Raw genomic sequence first — 23,071 nt, 5'->3', positions numbered from 1 at the left:
ATTTTTCATGAATCTGTTTGATAATACCCTTCGAGACGGCGGTAATGTGGTGGGTCATGGTTTCTCTCTGGAACTGACCGAGAGTATGGTCCGGGGACTGCTGAAGGCCGGTATTGTGGACATCGAACTGGGTAACTGCAAGGGACTGGGTGCCTATGAGCAGGCGGGAGCAACCAAGGCCCCCAGAGATGAGGAGTACTTTGAAGTTCTCAAACCGTATCTTCCTAAGGGCCGCATCGGTATGTTCATGCTGGCCAAGTGCGCCAATGCGGAGAAGGTAAAAGCTGCGGCTGCTGCCGGATTGAACTTCTTACGGGTGGGTGCCAACGCCAGTGACGGCAAGGGTTCTCTGGAGGCGGTCCGCATGGTGAAAGAGGCCGGACTTATCTGCCGCTACTCTTTGATGAAGGCTTATGTATCTACGCCGGAGGAACTGGCTGCGGAGGCGAAAATGCTCCAGGACGCCGGCGTGGACAAGATCACCATTATGGACTCAGCCGGCACGATGTTCCCCTCTGATGCCACGGCATATGTTACCGCGTTGAAGAAGGCAGTCTCCATTCCTGTGGGTTTTCATGGGCACAGCAATCTGGGCCTCTCCCAGGCCAATGCGCTGGCAGCGGTGACCGCTGGTGCCGATGAGATCGATTGCGGTCTGTTGGGCATGGCCCGCAGCGCCGGCAACTGCGCCACAGAGTTGGCTGCCGCCACACTGAAGAAGGAGGGATACCTCCAGGATGTGGATTTGTACAGCTTGCTGGACTATCTGGATCAGGAGCTGATTCCGGCAATGGTACCTTATGGCTATCATGTGGCCGTTAATCCCACGGACTTGATGCTGGGTTTGGCTGGCTGCCACTCCAACTTCCTGCCTATGTTCCGGAAGGTTGCTGAAGAAGAAGGAGTTTCTTTGCTGAAGCTGATTGCGGACGTCTCCGCCATCGACCGCAAAAATCCGCCGGAGTCTCTGCTCCGGGAGGTTGCTGGAAAGCTGAAGGCTTAAAGAAAATAATCAAGGGGCGTTGCAGGTTTGCTATCTGTAACGCCCCCTTACGCTTATCAGATCCAATCAGATAGGTGATCTCCTGCAGACGGGTCAAATTAAGAGGCTGGGAGTTACAACGATAAAACTGCTTAGAGAAACGCACCGTCGTATGTTCGGTAGCTCTGCAGAGCGACAACTCACGTTGGGAAGCGTGAACGCAATGAAACGTTCCAGAGGACATCCGCAGGAGGAGCCTGCCCGTCTATCTGAGGAAAATGACCTTTTATTTCTGCTTTTTCTATGGTATACTTTAATAAGAATTACAAGTCAGGGGGGCGATGCGATGGAAGAACTGCGAGAGATTCAAGAGCAGATCGTCAAACTTTGCGCGCCGGAGAAAATCCTGCTATTTGGCTCTCGGGCCAAGGGAACAGCTACTGCAAGAAGTGATATTGACCTTTGCGTCATTGCCTCGACCACGAATAAAAGAGCGCTGTTAACAGATTTATACTGTGATACGCAGTCGGATACTCCCATTGACTTCTTGCTTTATACACCCGAAGAATGGAATCAGTGTGTAAGTGATTACCAGAGTTTTGCACATAAGTTGAATCAGGAGGGAATTGTTCTCTATGGGTGACAGTCTGCGGTACATGGATTGGTTTGAAAAAGCAGCACAGGATCTGCGCGGCGCGGAAATTCTGATGGCCCATGAAGGGGGCAATGACTTGGTCGCGTTTCATTGCCAGCAGGCAATGGAGAAGACCTTAAAGGGATGGCTCCTCAAAAACACAGGGGAACTCCTGGAAGGACACAGTCTCGTGTTTCTGTGCAGAAAGGCGATTTCTTCTGGAGCGCCGCTGAAAAACTCTCTTAGGGATTGCGCCTATGTAAACCAGTTTTACATTGAAACTCGCTATCCCTCTGATTCCTATATGCCTGTGTCTGAAGCAGAGGCACAGGATTGCATGGATGCAGCAAAGAAACTGGTGGCACTGCTGAAAGTATAATACGCAGACTACTATTTGACTACTATCGAAAAAATCCCCGGAGGCATTGCACCGCAACGCCTCCGGGGATTTTCTGTAATTCCCCATAAATTTGCCCAAAACCAACAAAACCACTGGGCCACAACGGTTTCCCGTTTGGCCGCCTGATGACTCCGACTCTGTAGGCCACTGGTTCGAATCCAGCCGGGCGTACCAATGTGTAAAGACGCACTCGAGTATTCGAGTGCGTCTTTTCCTCTTTCTGAATTTTTTGGAGGCGCGTGATGAAAAAGGCGGTCATCGGCGTGACGCCGCTCTGGGACAGGGACCGAGACTCCTGCTGGATGCTGCCGGGCTATCTGGAGGGACTGGAGCTGGCCGGTGCTCTTCCCATTACCCTGTCCCTGACGGAGGACGCTGGCGGCATCTCGCAGCTTGTTTCATTATGTGATGGATGTGATGGTTTTCTCTTCACCGGCGGGCAGGATGTCTCCCCGGAACTATACGGTGAGAAGCCTTGTGTGACCTGCGGGGAGATCTGCGCAAAGCGGGACACCTTTGAGCAGCGCCTGTTCACCCAGGCGTTGGAGCAGGACAAGCCGATGCTGGGGATCTGTCGAGGCATCCAGTTCTTCAATGCCTGCCTGGGCGGAACCCTCTATCAGGACCTGCCCACGGAGCACCCCTCAGAGGTGGCGCACGTTATGCATCCGCCCTACAATCGGGTGGTACATTCTGCGGCAATTCTGCCGGAGACGCCACTGGTCGCATTGCTGGGACAGAACTGGGCGTCAACAGCTACCACCACCAGGCGATCCGGATGTTGGCCCCCGGCCTTGCGGAGATGGCCCGCAGTGAGGATGGACTGGTGGAGGCGGTGTATTTGCCGGACAAGACCTTTGTGTGGGCGGTGCAGTGGCGCCCGGAGTTTTCCTTCCGCACCGATGAAAACAGCCGGAAGATTTTCTCCGCGTTTGTTGCGGCAGCCTCTGATCCGGGAGGCTGATTATAAAAAGTTTAAGGTAAGGCAGAAGGGAAAAGCATGTAGCATTTATCGCAGTTTCCCTGGTTTGGAGGTTTCATTTGAAACAGTAAAGGGTTTCAATGGGGATTCGCAATATTAAAAATCATTATGTCATACATGTTGAGAAATGCCGTTTCAGAAATACTGACACATAAAAGTGATGATCGACAGCCACCGTGTTCCTATGGGAATTCCTTCCGTCAAAAGAAGGAGGGGCCATGTGCGACCTATCATCTGGGTGTTCAAATTGATACAGAATTTTCCGGTCCCCGGTCTGACGGATCGTTGGAAAAACACTGAGCGCGCAGGCCCCGCAGCAAAGTTACCAATGGGGGGATCCGTGTGCCGGAGCGGATACAAGAAGGTGACTATGACGGTAATCATGCAAAGACTTGTAACCGGATTCATGCTACGGGCGTTATTCCTCCGCACATAGAAGATAGAGGTGGAGGCAGGATTCGCTTTCCTGTTTTTCCTCTGCCATAGAAAAAGAAAAAAATCTATCATACAGCGATTCCAGCACAAGTGTACCATTTCGTGATAGAGGGGACTGTGTAATTTCAACGGGGAAAACGCGACACAAATTGGAAACTGCTGAATACAATATACTGCAGGAGCAAAGGCGCTCGCCCTATGGGGCGGCGTCTTTATTATTTTATTGTGAGGTGGTTTGCATGTGCGGAATTGCAGGATTCTGCAATTTTCAGGAGAATTTTCTGTATGAGAGAGATAGGTGGCAGCACGTTCTGGTGGAGATGCGGGAAGCGATCGCCCACCGGGGACCTGATCAGACGGGAGAATACCTGCGGGAAACTGTGGGGCTCTCTCATGCAAGACTTTCCATCCGGGATCTGTCCGGCGGTGCGCAGCCGTTGCTGCGCCGGGCCAAGGGTGCGGAGTATGGAATTGTTTATAACGGAGAGGTGTATAACACGGGGGAACTGACAGCTGACCTGATTCAAAGGGGCTATCGGTTTGAGACTACCAGCGATACAGAAGTGGTTTTGTACGCATACATGGAGTATGGGCCGGCGTTTGTTACAATGCTCAATGGTATTTTCGCCTTTGCCATCTGGGACGGGGACAGGCAGGCTCTGCTGCTGTACCGGGATAGGCTGGGCGTGAAGCCCCTCTTTTATACGGTCAAGGGGGATACGCTGATCTTCGGCTCAGAGCCCAAAGCGCTTTTTCCGCATCCCCTGGTGACGCCGGAAGCGGATCTGGACAGCTTCCGGGAGATTTTCGGTATCGGTCCGGCCAGAACCCCCGGCTGCGGGGTGTTCCGAGACCTGTATGAGCTCAAGCCGGGACACTGTGCCGTCTTTTCCCGGGAGGGTTTTACCCAGACCGCCTATTGGACGCTGGAGGCCCGGGAACACACGGACACCTATCCGGAGACGGTGGAAAAGACAGCATGGCTCCTGCGGGACTCCATCCGGCGGCAGATGGTCTCCGACGTGCCGGTATGCAGCTTTTTGTCAGGGGGCATTGACTCCAGTGTGGTGACGGCTCTGGCCTCCAACTTTCTGGAGGAGCAGGGGGGACATCTCCATACCTTTTCATTTGATTTTACCCATAATCAGGAGTGCTTCCAACCCAACGCCTTTCAGCCTACCCAGGATCGGCCCTATGTGGATCAGGTGCTTTCCCTCTATCCGCTTCATCACACCTATCTGGAGTGCGACGAAGCCGATCTGGCGGAGCTGCTGGGCCAGGCGGTGTGGATGAAGGATCTGCCCGGTATGACGGATGTGGATGCCTCTCTCCTGTACTTCTGCGGCCGGGTGCGCCAGCATAATAAGGTGGCGCTGACCGGGGAATGCGCCGACGAGATCTTCGGCGGATATCCATGGTTTTACCGGCCGGACCTGCTCAATGCCGACGGCTTCCCCTGGTCCTTCGACCTGAGTGCCCGGACCGCTCTTTTGAATCAGGAGACCATCTCCCGCCTGGACCTGGAGGGCTATGTGCGCAGCCGTTATGAGACGGCCTTGGGGGAAGTTCCCCATCTGCCGGGAGAGAACCAGGAGGAGCGGAGACGGCGGGAGGTGTCCTATCTGAATCTCCGCTGGTTTATGCAGACGCTCCTGGACCGGATGGACCGCACCAGCATGGCCTGGGGACTGGAGGCCCGGGTGCCCTTTGCGGACCACCGGATCGTGGAATATCTCTACAATGTGCCCTGGGAGATGAAGTATCAAAACGGGATGGAGAAAGCCCTGCTGCGGGAGGCGTGCAGAGACCTCCTTCCTTCGGAACTGCTGTGGCGGAAGAAGAGCCCTTATCCCAAGCCCTATTCTCCCTGGTATGAACAGATCCTGGTGAGAAAGTTCCAAGCGGTCATGGCGGATCCCGAGGCGCCGGTTCTGCGTTTTGTGGACATGGAAAAGGCGCGGCGCTTCCTGGAAGCACCCAAGGATTACGGCAAGCCCTGGTTCGGCCAGCTGATGGCAGGCCCCCAGATGATCGCCTATCTGCTGCAGGTGAACGAGTGGATGAAGCGCTACCAGGTGGGGTGACGGTCACCCCACGCTCTGGCGCAGATTTTTCCCAAATCTTCCAGAAACGGACTGTCCCGGGTGCGGCGAAATTCGCCATACACCCGGGACAGTCCTGTATGAGAGAGGGATATCAGCTTTTTAAAAACAGGGGCAGGGCCTTGCGGATCATCTCCACACAGCCGTCCTCCCCAAGGGCATCGGAGTCCAGGCTCAGGTCATAGGCCGCGGCGTCCCGCCACTCCTCGCCGGTGTAATAGTGATAGTAGGCGGAGCGACGGTGATCCTCCACCCGGATGTGTTTGGCAACTTCCCGCTGGCTCCAGGCCAGGGAGTAGGATGCTACCCGGGCCACCCGGGCCTCAACCGGGGCATGGATGAATACCCGCAGTACGTTGGGGTGTCCTGCCAGTAAGAAGTTGCCGCACCGGCCCAGGATGATGCAGCTCTCTGTTTCCGCCAGTTCCTTGATGATCTTGGCCTGGAAGCTGAAGAGGTTGCGGGTGGAGATATAATCGTCGCTGTCCGGCGGCAGAATTTCCCCGGTATAGACCTTCTCCGCCGCGGAGAGCATCTGCCGCAGGCCGATGCGCTCGTCCGCCGCGCCGAAGAGCCGCTCGTGGATACCGCTGACCTCCGAGGCCAGCCGCAGCAGATCCCGGTCGTAATAGGGTACACCCAGGGCCTCCGACAGCTTGCGGGTGATGTCGTGCCCGCCGCTGCCGGTCTCCCGGGCCACGGTAATCACAAATCGTTCCATAGGCTCCTCCTTTCTTATGCACCCAGATAGGCCTTGCGCACCCGGTCGTCGGCGGCCAGCTGGGCCGCAGGACCCTCCATGGAGATGACGCCGGTTTCCAGCACGTAGGCCCGGTCGCTGACCGCCAGGGCCATTTTGGCGTTTTGCTCCACCAGCAAGATGGTGATACCGCTTTTGTGGAGCTCCTCGATGATGGCGAAGATCTCCTTGACCAGAATGGGGCTCAGGCCCATGGAGGGCTCATCCATCAGCACGATCTTGGGGTCCGTCATCAGCGCCCGGCCGGTGGCCAGCATCTGCTGCTCGCCGCCGGAGAGGGTGCCGGCCAGCTGGCGGCTGCGCTCTTTGAGCCGGGGGAAGTGGGCGTAGACTTTTTCCAGATTTTCCTGGATCTTGCGCTGGTCCTTGATGATGTAGGCGCCCATGCGGAGGTTTTCCTCCACACTCATGCGGGCAAACACATGGCGGCCCTCCGGCACATGGGATAGTCCCAGGCTGATGATGGTGTTGGCGGGGACCTTCTGGAGGTTTTTGCCGTCCAGGGTGATGGAGCCGGAGGAGGCGGTCAGCAGGCCGGAGATGGTGTGCAGCGTGGTGGTCTTGCCGGCGCCGTTGGCGCCGATGAGGGACACCAGTTCGCCGTCCGCCACCTTTAAAGAGATGCCCTTGAGGGCGTGGATGGCGCCGTAAAAGACATTCAGGTCCTTGATTTCCAGCATCGTGTCGCTCCTCCTTTACTGGCCCAGATAGGCGGCGATGACCCGGGGGTTCTTGGCAATCTCCTCCGGGAGGCCCGCCGCGATGGTTTGGCCGTAGTCGATGACCTGGATCCGCTGGCACACGTTCATCACCAGGGCCATGTCGTGCTCGATGAGGAGAATGGCCACGCCGAAGCGGTCCCGGATGGTGTTGATGCACTCCAGCAGCTCCGCCGTCTCCGTGGGGTTCATGCCGGCGGCAGGCTCATCCAGCAGCAGCACTTTCATGTCCGTGGCCAGAGCCCGGGCGATCTCCAGCTTGCGCTGCTGGCCGTAGGGAAGGCTGGAGGCCAGCACGTCGGCCTTGTCCTCCAGGCGGCAGATGGAAAGAAGATCCATGGCCTTCTCCGTCAGGGCCTTTTCCGTCCGCCAGTATTTGGGGGTGCGGAAGGTGGCGTCCAGCAGGTTGTAGGAGATGTCCTTGGTAAAGGCGGCCTTCACGTTTTCGATGACGGTCATCTGCCGGAACAGGCGGATGTTCTGGAAGGTGCGGGCCACCCCTGCCGCCACGAACTGATAGGCCTTTTTGCCGTTGAGGGGGACGCCGTTTAACAGCACGGTGCCCTCCGTGGGGACGTACACGCCGGTGAGCATGTTGAAGACGGTGGTTTTTCCGGCTCCGTTGGGGCCAATGAGGCCCACCAGCTCTCCGGAATAGATCTGGATATTGAAGTCCTGTACCGCTTTGAGGCCGCCGAAAGTGATGCCCAGCTTACGGGTTTCCAGGACAGGTGTTCTGGTCTCAGGCATGGATGTTGGCCTCCTTTCGCTCCGCCTTGGCGGCGGCTTTTGCCGCCCGGGCCGCTTTCAGATCCCGGCCCAGATGGATGAGGGAGAATTCATAGGTGCCGAAGATGCCCTTGGGCCGGAACAAGATCACCACGATCAGCACCGCTGCGTACACCAGCATGGGGTAGGTGAACACACCCTGCACCGCCGCAGGCAGCAGTTCCACCCAGGCGCCGTTTTTGATCTGGTAGTTCACCAGGAACATCACCACAGCGGCCACCATGGAGCCGGTGAGAGAGCCCATGCCCCCCAGCACCACCATCACCACTACGAAGGTGGAGTTGAGGATACCGCTGTTGGTAAAGGCAAAGGAGGAGGTGGAAAGGGTCGCGTTGGCGCAGGCATACAGTGCCCCGGCCACGCCGGCGAAAAACGCGGAGTATACGAAGGTCATCACCTTATAGAAAGAGGTGTTGATGCCGGAGGCAGAGGCGGCAATCTCGTCGTCCCGGATGGCCCGGATGGCCCGGCCGTGCTTGGAGCAGATAAACAGGAACATCTGTGTCATGCACACCATGGTCACCAGGATGGCCACCCACAAAAAGGTGACCTTGGCCTTGGTGCCGAAGCCCAGGCCGTTTTTATACAGCGAGGCGGAGGCAGAGCCCAGGCTCAGGCCGTCCTGTCCGCAGAAGGGCAGGTTGTTGATGATGTTGACGATGATCATGCCGAAGCCAAGAGTGATGATGGCCAGGTAGTCCCCCTTGAGCCGCAGGGCGGGGATGCCCACCAGCAATCCCACCAGAGCGGAGAGCAGACCGCCTGCCAGGATGCAGGCAAAGAGCACCACCAGGAAAACGGGCTGGTCGTTGTCCGTGAACACCTCCGCCCGCTCGCAGGCCAGGCTCAGCAGGGCGGCGGTGTAGGCGCCGATGGCCATAAAGCCGCAGTGGCCCAGGGACAGCTGGCCCAGGAAGCCCAGCACCAGGTTCAGCGATGCCGCCAGAATAATGAGGTAGCAGCACTGCCACAGGCAGGGAGCCAGCACCAGCTTGAAGGAACTGTTTCCGCCCAGAACGGAGGTCAGTACCTGCATGCCCACGAACAGCACCACCAACACGATGGTATTGAGCAGGTAGCCCTGCGCAGTTGTATTCTTTTTCATACCTTTTCCCCCACATTCTTTCCCAGAATGCCGGCAGGCTTTGCCATCAGCACCACGATGAGGATCAAAAAGACAAAGGTGTCCGCCATGCTGGAGGAGACGTAGCTGGTGGTAAAGGACTCCACCAGGCCGATGACGATACCGCCCAGCATGGCCCCGGGCAAAATGCCGATGCCGCCCAGTACGGCGGCGATAAAGGCCTTCAATCCCAGAAGGACGCCCATAGTGGAGTAGATCTTGGGGTACTGGGCCATATACATCAGCGCCGCCACCGCCGCAAGGCCGGAGCCGATGGCGAAGGTGGAGAGGATGGTGTGGTTGACGTTGATGCCCAGGATGGTGGCTGCTTCCTTATCCTCGGAGACGCACCGCATGGCACGGCCCAGCCGGGTCCGCTGGGTGAAGAGGTACAGCGCCGCGCAGACCAGGGCACCGATGACGATGGTGAGGATGGTGGTGTATTCCAGGGTGACACCTCCCAGATCCACACCGCCGGAGGCAAAGATCTGGCTGGAGACCTTGGGGTTTGGTCCGATGGCGGGGATAGCCTGGGCCAGGTTTTCCAGAAACAGGCTCATGGCAATGGCGGTGATCAGGGCAGTCATGTTGGTGCCTTTCTTGCGCACGGGGCGGTAGGCGATGAGCTCTGTGCCCATGCCCACCAGGGCGCATACCGCGATGGCGGCCAGCACGGCGGCCCAGGCCGGCAATCCCAGGCCTAGCACCAGCGGAACGGTAAAGATCATGGCATAGCCGCCCACCATGATGAAATCGCCGTGGGCGAAGTTGATGAGGCGGATGATGCCGTATACCATGGTGTAGCCCAGGGCGACCAGGGCGTAAATACTGCCCAGGCGCAGCCCCACGATCAGGGTTTGGATAAATGTACTCATTGGGGATCCCCCTTTAGTTCTTGATAAAGAGACAGGGGCGGCTGACTCCCACAGGAGCGCCGCCCCTGCTGTATCGCAGAGCCGATTTCTCAGGATGGTGAGCGGGAGTGTGTGAACGCGCTGCCAAATCAGAGATCAGATGCCTGCATAACCTCCACCAGGGAAGTGACGACAGCGGGATTGCCCTCTTCGTCCGTGCCGGCGGCGAAGGAAATGATGGGGGCGCCCTTTACGGGGGTGCCGGTCTCATCCAGAGAGAAGGTGCCGCTGACGCATTCATACACCGCAGAGGTGTCGGCCAGAGCGTCCCGGACAGCGGAAGAATCCGTGGAACCGGCGGCCTCGATAGCGGCTTTGTACATGTACATGCAGTCATAGCCGGTGGCGGCGAAGGCACTGGGGGTGGAGCCGAACTTGTCCTCGTAGGCCGTTACGAAGGACTGGACGATTTCAGAGGTGTCACCGGGATAGTAGTGGTTGGTCCAATAGACGTTGTTGAAGGCAGAGAGGTCGGCACCCTCCACCACGTAATCGGGGGTGGTGTCGTAGCCGTCAGCGCCCATGATGATGCCGGTGTAGCCGGCGGCACGGGCCTGGGGGATCACGTAGGGGCCAACCACGTCATAGTAGAAGGGAGCGTATACCAGTTCCACACCGGCGTTGGCCATGGCGGCAAACTGGTTGGTGTAGTCCTGCACGTCCAGGGAAGCGGTGGACTCCACAGCGGCCACTTCCACGCCGTAGCCCTCGCAGGCGGCGGAGAAGGAGTCGTACAGGCCCTTGGAGTAGACGTCGGCGGCACAGTACACGACGCCGACCTTGGTATAGCCGGCCTTCTTGGCGTAGGCGGCGGCGATGGCGCCCTGGAAGCTGTCGGCGTAGCAGGCCCGGAAGATGTAGTCATCCTCGGTGGTGACGGAGTCGGCGGTGGCGGTGGGCGCCAGCAGGCAGATCTCCTCTTCGTTGGCGGCCTCGGTGATGGCGCTGGTGCAGCCGGAGGTGGCGGAGCCGATGATCAGGCCCACGCCCTCAGCCACCAGGGAGTTGAAGGCATTGAGACACTCGGTGGGATCGCCCTGGTCGTCGGTGGTGATGACCTCCACCTGGCGGCCCAGAATGCCGCCGGCGGCATTGATCTCCTCTACTGCCAGCTCCACACCGGTGATGATTCCAGTGCCGTAGGCTGCCAGGGAACCGGTGTTGGGGGAGATGGATCCGATGACGATGGGATCATCGCTTCCGGAGTCACCGCCGCCGCTTTCCTCAGACCCGGAAGTGCCGCCGCAGGCGGCCAGGGAGAGGGACATGGAGGCTACCAGCAAGAGACTTAAAAACAACTTCTTTTTCATCATAAATCCTCCCTTTCATACCGTGGATTTCTCCTAAACAACAAGGGGAGTGCGAACGAATTTCCGTTCGCACTCCCTTGTGCATAATAAAAACCTACATGGACTTGGTTGTTTTGTCAATCGCCAAAGTGCTATAAAGATTCCTGCATTTTCCATAAAAGTTTGGTACTACCGGAGAACGGCTGCACCGACAATGGAGGGCCGCTGAAGCAGCGGCAGTGGGTTTTGCTGGTGGGAATGGGGGAGTGTTTCGGGGCAGAAAGAGGCTTTGAAGATTCACTTGATTTCTGAGTGCTGCTGGAAACAAACTGGAATCGCTGCGGCGCGGGTACGTCAAATTGCCCTCCAACACCCTGCGGGATGGGGCGAACTCCGCATCTCAGGGTTACTGCTTCTTGACAAAGTGACAGCGCCGGTTCTATAATCCCATTTGGGATTATAGAACCGGCGCTGTTTTGAAATTGGCCGGATGAATATGGGAGGGTGTTATGGATCGGGAATCACTGAAATTATTGGCTGACATCAACCGCGCGGTGATCCAGTTTCGCGGACTCTATGCCGCCTGGTCGAAAGAACATGGGATCAGCTATCATGAGCTGTTGGTGCTCTATACCATCCGGGATCAGGGCTTCTGCACCCAAAAGCAGATTTGCGACAGCTACCTGCTGCCCAGACAGACGATGAATCATGTGATCCTGGATCTGCGGGAGCGGGGACTGTTGGAGCTGAGTCCGGAACACGGTGTCGGGCGGGAAAAGGCCTTTGTGCTGTCGGAACAGGGAAAGGAATACGCCCAGCCTCTGCTGGAGGCCCTGAACCGGATGGAGATGCGGGCCTTGGAAACTTTTGGACGGAAGAACATCCGGTCCATGGTAAAGGCGGTCCTTTCCTATGACCAAGCTTTGCAGGAAGCCATGGGCAAGAATGGGTGAGGGGAGAGTGCAAATGGAGAATACCAGCGCGGAAGCACAATTTTTCGGGCGTGAGAAGATCTGGAAGATCCTCTTGAAGATCGCTCCGCCCGTTATGCTGGCACAGCTGATCCAGGCCCTTTACAACATTGTGGACAGCCTGTTTGTGGGACGGTATGCGGAGTCTGGTTTGACAGCACTTTCCATCATCTACCCCATTCAGCTTTTGATGATGGCCCTGGCCATCGGCACCGGTGTGGGGATCAATACGGCCATGGCGGCCCGGTTTGGGGTCGGAAAGAGGGCGGCAGCTCAGGAATTTGCCGGGATCGGGACACCATTGGCCGGTATTTTATGGGTCCTCTTTGCCGTACTTACCTGGCTGCTGATGCCTGCCTATGCCAGGCTTTCCTCCACCTCACAGGAGGTGATCGGGGAGGTCGTGCTCTACGGCCGCATCGTGTGTGTGTTCAGCTTCGGGCTGTTTTTTGAGAGCATCTGGACTAAGATTCTCCAGGCGGAGGGAGATATGAAAACCCCCATGGTGGCCCAGATCCTGGGAGCAGTCACCAATATTGTGCTGGATCCACTGTTGATTTTCGGGCTTTTCGGACTGCCCCGAATGGGAATTGCCGGGGCGGCGGCGGCCACAGTGATGGGACAGGTGGTGGCGGCGCTGGTGGTGATGAAAAAGGGATTCCGGAAGTCTCCTGGCAGAGCAGTTTATCCCCGGCGCGTGGCGGAGATCTTTCGTCTGGGAATCCCAAGCATCCTGATGCAGTCTGCCTATACCGTTTACATCCTCGGCCTCAATTTGATCCTGTCCCGTTTTTCCGACCAGGCAGTGACTGCCCTGGGCCTGTACTACAAATGGCAGACTTTTTTCTTCATTCCCCTCAGCGCCATGCAGACCTGCATCGTGCCTATCGTCAGCTTCAATTATGCTGCCCGGCGCATCCACCGCTGCAAGGTGACGCTGATGACCGCTGTGCTGTTCGGCATGGCGTTGATGGCGGTGGGAACGCTCTGCTTTGAAGCCATTCCGGCGCCTATGCTCCGGGTGTTTACTTCGGATGAGCGGGTGGTGGAGATCGGTCGCCTGGGTTTTCGCTTTATCGGTGTCAGCTTTATCCCTATGGTCACCTCTCTGGTTTTCCCAGTGTTTTTCCAGGCGGTGGGCGCTGCGGTGAAGAGCTCCCTTTTGACGGTGGTGCGGACAGTGGTGCTGTTTGTGCCTCTGGGTGCCCTGTTTGCACAGTTTGGACTGGAGCGGTTCTGGTTGACCTTTCCGGCCACAGAGACCCTGACCAGCCTTTTGGGTGTGGTGTACTACCGGCAGTTCCTGGCCCATCCCTATGTAAGGAACGCTCCGCTGATGGATCAGAAGCATCCTGTCACCATTATCCAGCCCTCGCGCCCCGGCGTCATCATCACCATCGCCCGGGAGCACGGCTCCTCCGGCAAGGAGATCGGCAGGCAGGTTGCGGAGCGGTTGGGCATCCCTTTCTACTACAAGGAAATGACGGCACTGGCCGCTCAGGAGAGCGGGCTGGATCGGGAATTCATCTCCGGCCTCAACCGCAATGCGCCCAAGGCGCTGTATAATCTGTACCTGAGCACGAAAGTGGTTCGCCTTGCAGTAGTGGCCCAGCATCAGATCATTGAGAAGATCGCCCAAAGCGGCAGCTGCGTCATCGTGGGCCGGGCAGCAGACTATGTGCTGCGGGATCACGCGGATGTGGTGAAGATCTTTATCCGCGCGTCCAGGGATTACCGCATTGGTCGGGCCATGGAGGTCTACGGAGATACCCGGGAGGAGGCAGAGGAAAATATCCGCCGCTCCGATAAAGCCAGAGCTGCCTACTATCACCACATCTCCGGAAAGCGCTGGGGTGATCCGGCTAATTACGATCTGGTGGTGGATTCCTCCCAGGGTGTTCGTCCCGCAGTGGAAGAGATCCTTCAGTATCTGAATTCCTGTGTTTTGCCGCAGCAATGATCTTTGCCTCAGTAAGAGCAGGTGCGGAGATGAAAAGGAAAGGAGACTGCCCCCAACGGGGGCAGTCTTCTTGTGCGCTAAAACGGTTGTGGCTGTCAAGGGGCGGTGCCTTTGCCGCCTCACTCCACTTCACGGATGGAAACGGGCCGGTGCTCCTGCAGGGAGCGGGCGGCAGCCACAGCCATCAGAACCGGATACAGTCCGTCCATTCCGGTGACCGGCGGCTGGCGATCCTGAATCACCGCGTCGGCAAAGGCCTGCATCTCTGAGACGAAGGCACCGGTATAACGGTCCCACATGACGTGATAGGCGGTGTCGGTGACACAGCCCTCCTGGTTCCAAAGGGCCGCCGTGGTAGGCACGTCGTTGCCGTCCATGGCGCAGCCCCGGGAGCCGAAGACTTCCACCCGCTGGTCATAGCCGTAGACCGCCCGGCGGCTGTTGTCAATGACGCCGATGGCGCCGTTTTCAAACCGCAGCGTCACCACGGCGGTATCCACGTCTCCCGCCTCTCCGATGGCCGGATCCACCAGCACGGAGCCGCAGGCGCTGACCTCCGTTACTTCCGATCCCGCCAGGAAGCGGGCCATATCGAAGTCGTGGATCATCATGTCGCAGAAGATGCCGCCGGAGGATTTCACGTAGGCGATGGAGGGGGGCTCCGGATCCCGGGAGCTGATCTTTACCAGATGCACCTGGCCCACTTTCCCCGCCCGGACCATATCGTAGACCGCCCGGTGATTGTGGTCAAAACGGCGGCAGAAGCCGACCTGCAGCTTGACTCCGGCCTGATCGGCTGCGGCGATGGCGGAGCGGACACGGCCGATGTCATAGTCGATGGGCTTTTCGCAGAAGATGTGCTTTCCCGCTGCTGCCGCCTGGTGGATGAGATCCGCATGGGTGTCGGTGGAGGAGCAGATCAGTACCGCCTGGATCTCCGGATCCCGGAAAAGCTCCTGGGGATCCTTGCAGGTGTGGGGGATTCCCAGCTCCTTGGCAAACTGCTCCATCTCCGGATTCATAAAGGGATCGGCGATGGATTTGATCTGCAGCTGCGGTACAAAGCGGGTAATGTTTCTGGCGTGGACCTTGCCGATTCTTCCGGCCCCAATGATTCCGATTTTCATGATGTAAGACCTCCCATAAGATATGTTCAATACTGCATGATCGTTTGGACTGCCTGAGCAGTAGTTTCTGCCGGAATCAGCTCAAAGCCCACCAGACCCGTGTAGCCGGTTTCTTCCAGACAGGAAAAGACCTTGCGGTAGTTAATCTCCCCGGTGCCGGGCTCGTGGCGGCCGGGGGCGTCGGCCACATGGATATGGCCGAATTGATCGCCGTAAGTACGGATATTGTCGCACAGACTCCCCTCATTGAGCTGCATGTGATAGACGTCGTAGAGAACCTTCAGCATGGGGGATCCGATGAGCCGGGTCATTTCCGCCGCCATACGGGTGGTGGTGAGAAAATTGCCACGGTGATCGGTGGTGATGTTCAGGGGTTCCAGATTCAAGCGGATACCGGATTCCTCCGCCAGATCCGCACAGGAACGGAGATTGTCGAACATGGTGCACAGCTTTACCGTGTCGCTGAGCTCCGGATAGCTGTTGAGCACCACGCCGCCTTCTCCCAGTCCGTTGGAATGGATGGTGAGCGAGCGGGCCCCCACCTCCCGGGCTGCCGCAATGCTGCGCCGAAGAAAGGCCAGATAAGCTTCTTTTTGGCGGGGGTCGATGAGGGAGAGCTCCGCATCCCCGTTGAATCCGGCTATCCCCACGCCGGCATCCTCTGCCGCCTGCCGGACAGCCCGGAGATCCTTGTCCGTCCAGCTCCAGAATTCCACATAGGCGAAGCCGTCTTGTCCGGCTGCCCGGAACCGCTCTAAAAAGGGCAGTTCCTGATACATGGGTTCAATACAGGCCGATTTCTCAAACACCATGGTGATCCCCCTTTAATTTTAGTGTGCAAAGCACATTGTGTGCTTTGCACACATTATGGCAAACTTGTTTCGTTTTGTCAAGAGGGGCGGAAAAATTTCTGGAGCGCTGAAAAAAGGGCGTTGCATCAGAAAAGAAGATATGGTACAATCAAAAAAACATGTGCAAAAGCACACAAGACAGGAGGCGCAAAACGTGGGAAAGCGTCCGACCATTCAAATGGTGGCGGAAATGGCAGGGGTATCCCGGGGTACCGTGGATCGGGTGCTCAATGGCCGCTCCTATGTCAGTGCTCAGGTGCGTCAGCGGGTACTGGCTGCCCTGCAGGAGACAGGGTATATCTCCAGCAGGGAACACCATCAGCAGGCGCTGCAGTCGGCCACCGCTTTGCTGACGCTGGGCGTTCTGCTGCCCAACTGGGAAAATCAGTTCCGCTCGGAGGTGGAGCAGGGGATTCGCATGGCCCGGGAGGAACTGGAGGATGCAGGGGTTCGGGTTTTGGTGCGCCGCTGCCGGACGGATCTGCCGGGGGAGGCACTGGAGCTGCTGGAGGAGCTGGTGAAGGAAGGTGCTGCCGGGCTTTCCATCTGTGCCGTCCATGACCGGACTGTGGAGGCCCGGGTGGCGGAGCTGGTGGATGCCGGCATTCCCTGCATCACCTTCAACTCCGACCTGCCGGACAGCCACCGGGTCTGCTTTGTGGGACAGGACGTGTATCAGACCGGCCGGGTGGCTGCGGAGCTGATGGGAAAATCCGTGGTGTCCGGGGCCCGGATCCTGGCCACCGTGGGAAACCAGAAGTTCGACGGCCATCAAAAGCGCCTGCGGGGGTTTCTGGATCGTATGGAGGAACTGGGCTTTTGCCGGGACGGCATCCTGGTGCGGGAGACCTTCAACGACTACGGTACGACCGTGCAGGTGGTCTCCGAGACACTGGCAGAGTATCCGGATCTGGCGGGAATCTACATGGCAAACCTCAGTGTGTCCGGCTGTGTGGAGGCAGTCAGGGCAGCGGGGCGGACAGGGCAGGTTCGGGTGATCTGCCATGATATCAACGAGGGGATCCGCCAGCTTCTGCTGAGCGGCGGTGTAGACTATACGATTCCACAGGACTTCGTGCAGCAGGGCTACGCCCCGGTTATGCTGCTCAAGGATCTGCTGCGCAAGGGGAAGATGGAGGATTCCGCCCGCTTTGCCAGTAAGATCGGAATTCTCTGCCGGGAAAATCTGTAGCAACAAGGCGGAGCTTGGGGGAAAGCTGCCGCTCCCGGGTCCGGTTCCAGCGGGGGATGTCTTCCCGGGGGAGTTTCGTGGTGAGGGAATCTCTTTTTTAGAATTAGGAAATGGAGGCGGTCTGGTTTCCCAGACCGCCTCCATTTTGTTCTTGCTCCAGAGACTTTCGCGGAAGCGAAAGGAATAGCCACCCACTCTGCGGGTGAGGTTAAAAATTCAAAAAGAGCCGTACCGGTGGTAGAATGATGGATGTTCAGACCATCAAAAAGCCAAGAAAGACGGTGAGGTTCTATGGCGGACCGTTAGCATACAGCAAATGGGTATGCGAAAAGAAGGGCGTAGCGATCCAAGTGGTACCGGATCATATTCATCTGCCAGGGCATCCAGGAGAAGGCATTGAGGAAGTATATTCAAGAGCAAGAGAAACAGGCGCAGATAGAGGATCAAATCCCCACGAAAGAGTACGAAAATCCTTTTAAGGGTCGTGTGAAATGGCTTAAACAGAGTGAAAGCCAGCGTTATTTAGACGCTGGCATCACGATGCCCTTTTGGGGCTTGTTCGAGCCATGCGTTTCACGCATGGTTTTAGCTGGTTTTATCCGCCAAAGAACGGGCGGAATCGCGATTTCGTTTATTGGCAAGATGGTTTTTCCGGTACTCCGTTGGCAGCAGCTGCGTCACATCCTTGAAAGCCTTGGTAAACTTTCCTTGGCTGCCATATCCCACCTGTTCCGCAATGGAGGCGATGCTGTCGTCCCGTTCCCGCAATAACACCATGGCCCGGTGTATCCGGTATTCTTTCATGTATGTGGCGATGGGGAGACCGTATACGGTTTTGAATACCGCTTTCAAGGTGGAGGTATTCATAAGATAGCGCCTGGAAAGGTCTTCGATGGTGAACCGTTGATCCAGATGCTCTGTGAGAAGCTTATGGATGTCCTTGATCTGTTCCGTCTGCCGGGAAAAATACTGAGTCAGTTCCTTGCCGCCGGTTTGATATTGGCTGAGGTAGAGCAGCAGTTCCTGAACTTTCAGCTGCAGGTATGGCAGACGCAAGGAGGGCTTCGCCGTGTACAGCGGCTGAAAGATCCCTTCCAGCTCCGGAGAGGAGGGCAGCGCCGCGGGCTTTCCGGAGCAGAATGCGGATTGCAGGGTTTTCGGGTCAAACGCCGCCGCCTGTAAAATGCCGGGGCGGTCTGCAGCCAGACGCCGGAGATCAACAGAAATGGAAAGGCCTTCTCCATAGCCCAGGGGAAACATCATGGCCGAGTCTGCGCAGCAGGCCGCACTGTGAACGGTCATATCTCCGGAGCCCAGATAAACGGCGGTATCTCCCTGCATGTTCCAGCCGATTCGCCCGTTTCGGCAGTAAAAGATCTCAAGCACATGGACGGAGTCTTCATGCTGAAACCGCATTTGCTGTGCCACGAACACGTTATAAGATGCCTCGATGCCTGGAAGAACGGAATAGGCCTCTATTCGGCCCTTTCCATCGGTCCGGGCCTGAAACTGATCTGACAAAAGCGTGTGATCCGGCAGGGAAGTGTGGCATATGATGCTGAGATTCCCTGCTGCGACGTCTGTCAGCAGGCGTTCTGCGTGAACCGGTTCCCCGTGTTTCATGCCGGGCCTCCTTTATATGGAGAGCCTGCCGGGCAAGTGATGGCCACCATCTGTTCGATCATATGGTGGAGGAGCTGCGCGGACATAGACGAAGAGGCTTTGTAATAGACCTCTTTTCCTTCCCGGCGGCTGACGATCAGATTGGCGGCCTTGAGCTGTTTGAGATGGTGGGAGATTGCGGGGCTGCTCATGTTCACCATGGCGGAGAGGTTGATGACACATTCCTCGCAATGGCATAACAGCCAGAAAATACGGATCCTGCTGCCGTCACTGAGCTGTTTGAAAATATTTGCAGCAGTTTGAAAGTCATCTGTGCTGGGCATGTTCTCCAGCTCTTGTTCCACGGCTTGCCCGTGGTTATGGGGCAACTGCATGTTTGACATGAGCGTTCCTCCTTTCTTCAAAAGCATATCATATGATGAAGAAATTTGGAACCCAATGCAGAATTTATTGGGCGTCGTGGGTGTAATCCAAAATACGGATGTTCTCTCCCACTTCTTTTTGCACCAATTCCTTCATGCGTTTGGCAAAGGGGCAGGGGTATCCGATGGGAGATCCCTTCTGAATACAAGAGGTAAATGCGATGGTGTCGGCCCCCTGGGCCACCAAGGAGCGGGCGCGGAGCACTACCTTTTTCCCGGGACAACCGCCGCAGTTGATAAAGCCCACCACTTCGACCTCATCTTCTCCCCGGAATGCGCCTGCACGGGCACGGACCGTCTGAAAATCACCGGTGCCGGGGCAGTAATCCTCTGTCTGCATACAACGAATCATTCCGACCTTCATAACGGGCCATTCCTCTCTGTGTCTGTTTTTGGGATCATAACCTGCTCCAGTATAGACCTGTCAGAAAAGGGCGTATCGCCCGTTTGGAAGTTCTTTTCGCCCAAAGGGAAATCCTTGAGCAGGAAGAGGGGGATCCCACCCCCGATCTGGAAGGGGATCGCCTTATCCGGGTGCGTTTAGCCTGTCCTCGTAACGCTCCAGGATTTCCTGGAGTGTAATGCCCTGCATTGCCTCCTCGGCTTTTTGCTGCACCAGGTCATAGCAGTCCCGCAGTGCCAGCTGGATATTCACGCCGACGCCGCAGGCGGGATTGGTGTGGGTGTCCTGATGCAGGAGCGGCTTGTCCCCTTCAACCGCACGGTAGGCATCCAGCAGCGTGATCTGTCTGGGTGTCCGGGTCAGTGACGGCCGGGGATGCCCCTTGACGCTGGTGAGCAGCCCGCCTTTTCGCAGGGCGGACATCAGCTGACGGACGTATGCGGGGTTGGTATGGATGCTCTCGGCGATTTTATCGCTGGTGAGGTCGGATCCGGGATGCAGAGCGAGAAAAGCCAGGATGTGGACGGCGTCGCTGAGCTTGGTGGGGTATTTCAAGGATCAATTCCCCCTTCTTCTTGGGTGTTAATTTAATTATAACAACATGTTGACAGAGGCGCAAGAGGATGTTAGGATGATTGCTGTTAGTTAAATGGAGGGCGCCCGGGACCGCTCTCTGGACTGGATAGCTCCTCTGGACCAGTGCTGCGGGCGGCGCGTGAAATATGATGCCGGAGCCCCGGGCAGTGCATGGACGCAGCACGGAGGGATTGTCTTTTAAAGCGCGCAGGGCAGGAAGGAATGGCTCATGGAACAGGGAAAAATTGGACTTGTTGTGGAAGGCGGAGGGATGAAGTGCGCCTATAATGCCGGGATCCTGGATGCTTTTTTGGATGCCGGGATTTCCTTTGACTACTGCATCGGCGTCTCTGCCGGTTCGGGAAATCTGGCATCCTATCTGGCCGGGCAGCGGGGCAGAAATCTCCGCTTTTTTACAGAGCACATCCACTCTCCCCGCTACTTTGGCCTGAAAAGCCTGATGAAAACGGGGGATCTGTTTGGACTGCAGTACATCTACGGAGAACTGACCTGCGCGGAAGGACAGGATCCGCTGGATTTCAACGCTTTTATGAAAAATCCGGCAGAGTATGAGGCTGTGGTCACAAACGCCCTGACGGGAAAGCCGGAGTACTTTGGCCGGGAGATGATGAAGCAGGATGATTACCGTTTGATCATGGCCTCCAGCGCCATACCGGTTGTGTGTCATCCGGTGGAGCTCAATGGGGTGCCCTATTTTGACGGGGGCCTTACCGATGCGATTCCGGTTCGCCGCGCCCTGGAGCAGGGCTGCGGGAAGCTGGTGGTCATCCTCTCCAAGAACCGGGACTATGTACGAAAGCCCCAGGGTATGCGGAGACTGTACAGCCGGGTCTGCCGCAGCTACCCCAACATCGTGGATGCCATAGAGCGGCGCCATATCGTCTACAATGAGAATATGAAAGATGTGTTTTCCCTGGAACGGCAGGGGGTTGCGTTCGTCTTCGCAGCCAGTGAGCCGATCCATGTCGGGACTTACTCCATCAAAGAGGACGCGGAGCGGGAGCTGTACGACCTTGGCCTGCGGGATTTTGCACAGCAGAGGGAACAGCTTCAGGCTTTTCTCAGAGCCTGAAACGGGCAGTAAGGAGGAACTACGCATGCAGTGGCCAGATGGAAAGACCCGGTGCCGCTGGGCCAACCCCGGCAATCCCCTCTACATTCGCTATCATGATGAGGAGTGGGGCGTGCCGGTTCATGATGACCGGAAACTGTTCGAGATGCTGATCCTGGAGAATTTCCAGGCAGGGCTTTCCTGGGAATGTATCCTTAATAAGCGGGAGGCTTTCCGCAGGGCTTTTGATGGCTTTGATTTGGAGATGGTCTGTGCCTATGGGGAAGAGAAACTTGCGGCGCTGGAACAGGATCCCGGCATCGTTCGCAACAGGTTGAAAATCCGCGCCGCTGTGAACAACGCCAGAGTTTTCAAATCGATTCGCCGGGAGTGGGGGAGCTTTGACCGCTATCTCTGGCACTGGACCCAGGGAAACGTCGTCTGTGAGACCGGAAAGGTTTCCTCAGACCTGTCGGACACCGTTTCCAAGGATCTGAAAAGGCGGGGGATGAAGTTTGTGGGAACGGTCACCGTCTACGCATACCTGCAGGCGGTGGGGGTCATCCATTCTCATGAAGAAACCTGCTTCTGCAAAGCGCCGGAGTGTGACCGTCCCATGTGAAGCATGACAAAAAACACCGGGATGGGCTGATACAGTCAGTCCATCCCGGTGTTTTTACATGATAAGGGAGATCGTCCGGTTTCCGCGTATCAGGGGATGTACTTCATGCCCCACTGGAAGATGGCATAGAAAACGGGCAGCAGATCCTGTCCCTTTTCCGTCAGGGAATACTCCACCCGGGGCGGGATCTCGTTGTACTGCTCCCGATGCACCAAACCATCCGCTTCCAGCTCTTTCAGGGCGTTGGTGAGCATGGTGTTGGTGATGGGCTTGAGCATCTTCTTCAGTTCTCCAAACCGCATGGGAGACTGGATGCAGAGTTCATAGATAATCTGGAGCTTCCATTTCCCCTGGAGCATCTGAACTACCGGTGTGACCGGGCAATTTCCGCTTTCTGTCAGAATGACGCTGCTGACTCTCTTTTGAAATTCCTCATAGGTCATGGATCGGTTCATAGGCCGGGCCTTCTCTCTCAGTATGGCTTTTCGTACCAAGTACAAATATTCTGCGTACTTGCACCTTTATTTCTTCCAAGTATAATCATTATATCGATGCCGAAAGGGCGTGTCAATCACAGAAAACACAGAGAGTGAGGTCTAAACTTTATGAAAGAACTGAACATCATGGAGGCCACTGTCTTTACCTCCCCCAATCCTCTTACCTTGATCTGCTCTCAGAACAAGGACGGAACCACCAACCTGGCCCCCATCTGCTTTGTCACCTATTTGTCCTTCAACCCGCCTATGATCGCCTTTGCCGCCGGAAGGCAGTCCCACACCGGCAAGCGGGTGCGGGAGACCGGCAAAGTGATTGTGACGGTTCCGGGAGAGAGCCTGGCCCGGGCTGTCATGGCCTGCGGCAGCACCACCGGTGCCACCGCCAATAAAGTTGCGGAAAACCATATCGAGATGACCGCTGTGGAAGGCAGTGACATCCAGATCCCCGCAGATACCCGCCTTGCCATGGTGGCCACGCTGCAGCAGTCTGTGGAAGTGGGCGATCACATCCTGCACATCTGCCGGGTGGACAAGTTCCTGGGGGATGAGAACAAGAAAGGGCTTTGTGCCTGGAACGGCTTCGGCAAAGTTGCCCCCGCTGTGGAAGGCTGAGGACTGAAACGATA

24 protein-coding genes are annotated in these 23,071 nt (G+C 57.0%); 11 read left to right on the top strand and 13 right to left on the bottom strand.

Annotation, left to right across the window (positions count from 1 at the left end; genetic code table 11):
- Positions 1 to 7: 7 nt before the first annotated feature.
- From ACT67G_RS03440 to asnB, 5 genes are all read left to right on the top strand, one after another.
- Entirely contained in the window at positions 8 to 1,003 is a 996-nt protein-coding gene (locus tag ACT67G_RS03440; protein ID WP_443663000.1) for a 4-hydroxy-2-oxovalerate aldolase, read from the top strand.
- 202 nt (positions 1,004 to 1,205) lie between these two features.
- Positions 1,206 to 1,625, top strand: a complete 420-nt coding sequence (locus ACT67G_RS03435; protein WP_443662999.1) for a nucleotidyltransferase domain-containing protein — start codon at positions 1,206 to 1,208, stop codon at positions 1,623 to 1,625.
- Positions 1,618 to 1,995, top strand: coding sequence for a HEPN domain-containing protein (locus tag ACT67G_RS03430; RefSeq protein WP_443662998.1), 378 nt, complete (start codon positions 1,618 to 1,620; stop codon positions 1,993 to 1,995). The genes ACT67G_RS03435 and ACT67G_RS03430 overlap by 8 nt, the downstream gene beginning before the upstream one ends.
- Before the next feature lie 263 nt (positions 1,996 to 2,258).
- Entirely contained in the window at positions 2,259 to 3,098 is an 840-nt protein-coding gene (locus ACT67G_RS03425) for a gamma-glutamyl-gamma-aminobutyrate hydrolase family protein (protein ID WP_443662997.1), read from the top strand.
- Positions 3,099 to 3,672: 574 nt separating this feature from the next.
- Positions 3,673 to 5,517 carry an asparagine synthase (glutamine-hydrolyzing) gene (gene asnB, locus ACT67G_RS03420; protein ID WP_443662996.1) on the top strand — a complete coding sequence of 615 codons (1,845 nt, stop codon included), beginning with the start codon at positions 3,673 to 3,675 and terminating at the stop codon, positions 5,515 to 5,517.
- A 112-nt stretch (positions 5,518 to 5,629) separates the two neighbouring features.
- Here the strand turns inward: asnB and ACT67G_RS03415 are convergent, their stop codons facing one another.
- The 6 genes from ACT67G_RS03415 to ACT67G_RS03390 all read right to left on the bottom strand — a co-directional run bounded on the left by ACT67G_RS03415 (position 5,630) and on the right by ACT67G_RS03390 (position 11,150).
- On the bottom strand, positions 5,630 to 6,256 hold the full coding sequence (locus ACT67G_RS03415; protein WP_443662995.1) for an AAA family ATPase: 627 nt from the start codon (positions 6,254 to 6,256) through the stop codon (positions 5,630 to 5,632).
- A 14-nt stretch (positions 6,257 to 6,270) separates the two neighbouring features.
- A complete protein-coding gene (locus ACT67G_RS03410; RefSeq protein ID WP_443662994.1) occupies positions 6,271 to 6,975 on the bottom strand; it encodes an ABC transporter ATP-binding protein in 705 nt (234 codons plus the stop codon).
- Between the two features lie 15 nt (positions 6,976 to 6,990).
- Entirely contained in the window at positions 6,991 to 7,764 is a 774-nt protein-coding gene (locus ACT67G_RS03405; protein ID WP_443662993.1) for an ABC transporter ATP-binding protein, read from the bottom strand.
- Complete coding sequence (locus ACT67G_RS03400; RefSeq protein ID WP_443662992.1) at positions 7,757 to 8,908, bottom strand: branched-chain amino acid ABC transporter permease; 1,152 nt, start codon at positions 8,906 to 8,908, stop codon at positions 7,757 to 7,759. Before ACT67G_RS03400 ends, ACT67G_RS03405 begins: the two co-directional genes overlap by 8 nt.
- A complete protein-coding gene (locus ACT67G_RS03395; protein ID WP_443662991.1) occupies positions 8,905 to 9,801 on the bottom strand; it encodes a branched-chain amino acid ABC transporter permease in 897 nt (298 codons plus the stop codon). The genes ACT67G_RS03400 and ACT67G_RS03395 overlap by 4 nt, the downstream gene beginning before the upstream one ends.
- A 128-nt stretch (positions 9,802 to 9,929) precedes the next feature.
- On the bottom strand, positions 9,930 to 11,150 hold the full coding sequence (locus ACT67G_RS03390) for an ABC transporter substrate-binding protein (protein WP_443662990.1): 1,221 nt from the start codon (positions 11,148 to 11,150) through the stop codon (positions 9,930 to 9,932).
- A 488-nt stretch (positions 11,151 to 11,638) separates the two neighbouring features.
- Here ACT67G_RS03390 and ACT67G_RS03385 point away from each other — a divergent pair, with 488 nt between their 5' ends.
- Both ACT67G_RS03385 and ACT67G_RS03380 read left to right on the top strand, forming a co-directional pair.
- Complete coding sequence (locus ACT67G_RS03385) at positions 11,639 to 12,082, top strand: MarR family winged helix-turn-helix transcriptional regulator (RefSeq protein WP_325244685.1); 444 nt, start codon at positions 11,639 to 11,641, stop codon at positions 12,080 to 12,082.
- 13 nt (positions 12,083 to 12,095) lie between these two features.
- Positions 12,096 to 14,060, top strand: coding sequence for an MATE family efflux transporter (locus ACT67G_RS03380; protein WP_443662989.1), 1,965 nt, complete (start codon positions 12,096 to 12,098; stop codon positions 14,058 to 14,060).
- A 119-nt stretch (positions 14,061 to 14,179) separates the two neighbouring features.
- Here the strand turns inward: ACT67G_RS03380 and iolG are convergent, their stop codons facing one another.
- Positions 14,180 to 15,190 carry an inositol 2-dehydrogenase gene (iolG, locus tag ACT67G_RS03375; RefSeq protein WP_443663019.1) on the bottom strand — a complete coding sequence of 337 codons (1,011 nt, stop codon included), beginning with the start codon at positions 15,188 to 15,190 and terminating at the stop codon, positions 14,180 to 14,182.
- 23 nt (positions 15,191 to 15,213) lie between these two features.
- Positions 15,214 to 15,999, bottom strand: a complete 786-nt coding sequence (locus ACT67G_RS03370; RefSeq protein ID WP_443662988.1) for a hydroxypyruvate isomerase family protein — start codon at positions 15,997 to 15,999, stop codon at positions 15,214 to 15,216.
- Positions 16,000 to 16,192: 193 nt separating this feature from the next.
- Here ACT67G_RS03370 and ACT67G_RS03365 point away from each other — a divergent pair, with 193 nt between their 5' ends.
- Positions 16,193 to 17,230: a LacI family DNA-binding transcriptional regulator gene (locus ACT67G_RS03365; protein ID WP_443662987.1), complete on the top strand. Its 1,038-nt coding sequence runs from the start codon at positions 16,193 to 16,195 to the stop codon at positions 17,228 to 17,230.
- Between the two features lie 585 nt (positions 17,231 to 17,815).
- On the opposite strand, the gene ACT67G_RS03360 is transcribed toward ACT67G_RS03365, so the two are convergent.
- From ACT67G_RS03360 to ACT67G_RS03345, 4 genes are all read right to left on the bottom strand, one after another.
- On the bottom strand, positions 17,816 to 18,853 hold the full coding sequence (locus ACT67G_RS03360; protein ID WP_443662986.1) for a helix-turn-helix domain-containing protein: 1,038 nt from the start codon (positions 18,851 to 18,853) through the stop codon (positions 17,816 to 17,818).
- On the bottom strand, positions 18,850 to 19,236 hold the full coding sequence (locus ACT67G_RS03355) for an ArsR/SmtB family transcription factor (protein WP_325245938.1): 387 nt from the start codon (positions 19,234 to 19,236) through the stop codon (positions 18,850 to 18,852). The genes ACT67G_RS03360 and ACT67G_RS03355 overlap by 4 nt, the downstream gene beginning before the upstream one ends.
- Positions 19,237 to 19,300: 64 nt before the next feature.
- A complete protein-coding gene (locus ACT67G_RS03350; RefSeq protein WP_443662985.1) occupies positions 19,301 to 19,639 on the bottom strand; it encodes a CGGC domain-containing protein in 339 nt (112 codons plus the stop codon).
- A 162-nt stretch (positions 19,640 to 19,801) separates the two neighbouring features.
- Positions 19,802 to 20,233 carry an Rrf2 family transcriptional regulator gene (locus tag ACT67G_RS03345; protein ID WP_443662984.1) on the bottom strand — a complete coding sequence of 144 codons (432 nt, stop codon included), beginning with the start codon at positions 20,231 to 20,233 and terminating at the stop codon, positions 19,802 to 19,804.
- A 250-nt stretch (positions 20,234 to 20,483) separates the two neighbouring features.
- On the opposite strand from ACT67G_RS03345, the gene ACT67G_RS03340 reads away from it, so the two are divergent.
- Complete coding sequence (locus ACT67G_RS03340) at positions 20,484 to 21,347, top strand: patatin-like phospholipase family protein (protein ID WP_326216246.1); 864 nt, start codon at positions 20,484 to 20,486, stop codon at positions 21,345 to 21,347.
- 25 nt (positions 21,348 to 21,372) lie between these two features.
- On the top strand, positions 21,373 to 21,948 hold the full coding sequence (locus ACT67G_RS03335) for a DNA-3-methyladenine glycosylase I (protein WP_443662983.1): 576 nt from the start codon (positions 21,373 to 21,375) through the stop codon (positions 21,946 to 21,948).
- Positions 21,949 to 22,037: 89 nt separating this feature from the next.
- Here ACT67G_RS03335 and ACT67G_RS03330 read toward each other — a convergent pair whose 3' ends face one another.
- The gene (locus ACT67G_RS03330) at positions 22,038 to 22,403 is read right to left on the bottom strand and encodes a winged helix-turn-helix transcriptional regulator (protein ID WP_443662982.1); all 366 of its coding nucleotides are present in this window, start codon (positions 22,401 to 22,403) and stop codon (positions 22,038 to 22,040) included.
- Between the two features lie 150 nt (positions 22,404 to 22,553).
- Here ACT67G_RS03330 and ACT67G_RS03325 point away from each other — a divergent pair, with 150 nt between their 5' ends.
- A complete protein-coding gene (locus ACT67G_RS03325) occupies positions 22,554 to 23,057 on the top strand; it encodes a flavin reductase family protein (protein WP_326216243.1) in 504 nt (167 codons plus the stop codon).
- The last annotated feature ends 14 nt before the right edge of the window (positions 23,058 to 23,071 follow it).

This window comes from Dysosmobacter sp. (assembly GCF_052306735.1).
GTDB lineage: Bacteria > Bacillota > Clostridia > Oscillospirales > Oscillospiraceae > Oscillibacter.
The sequence above is the reverse complement of the archived record's forward strand: the minus strand, read 5'-3'. Positions and strand labels throughout refer to the sequence as shown.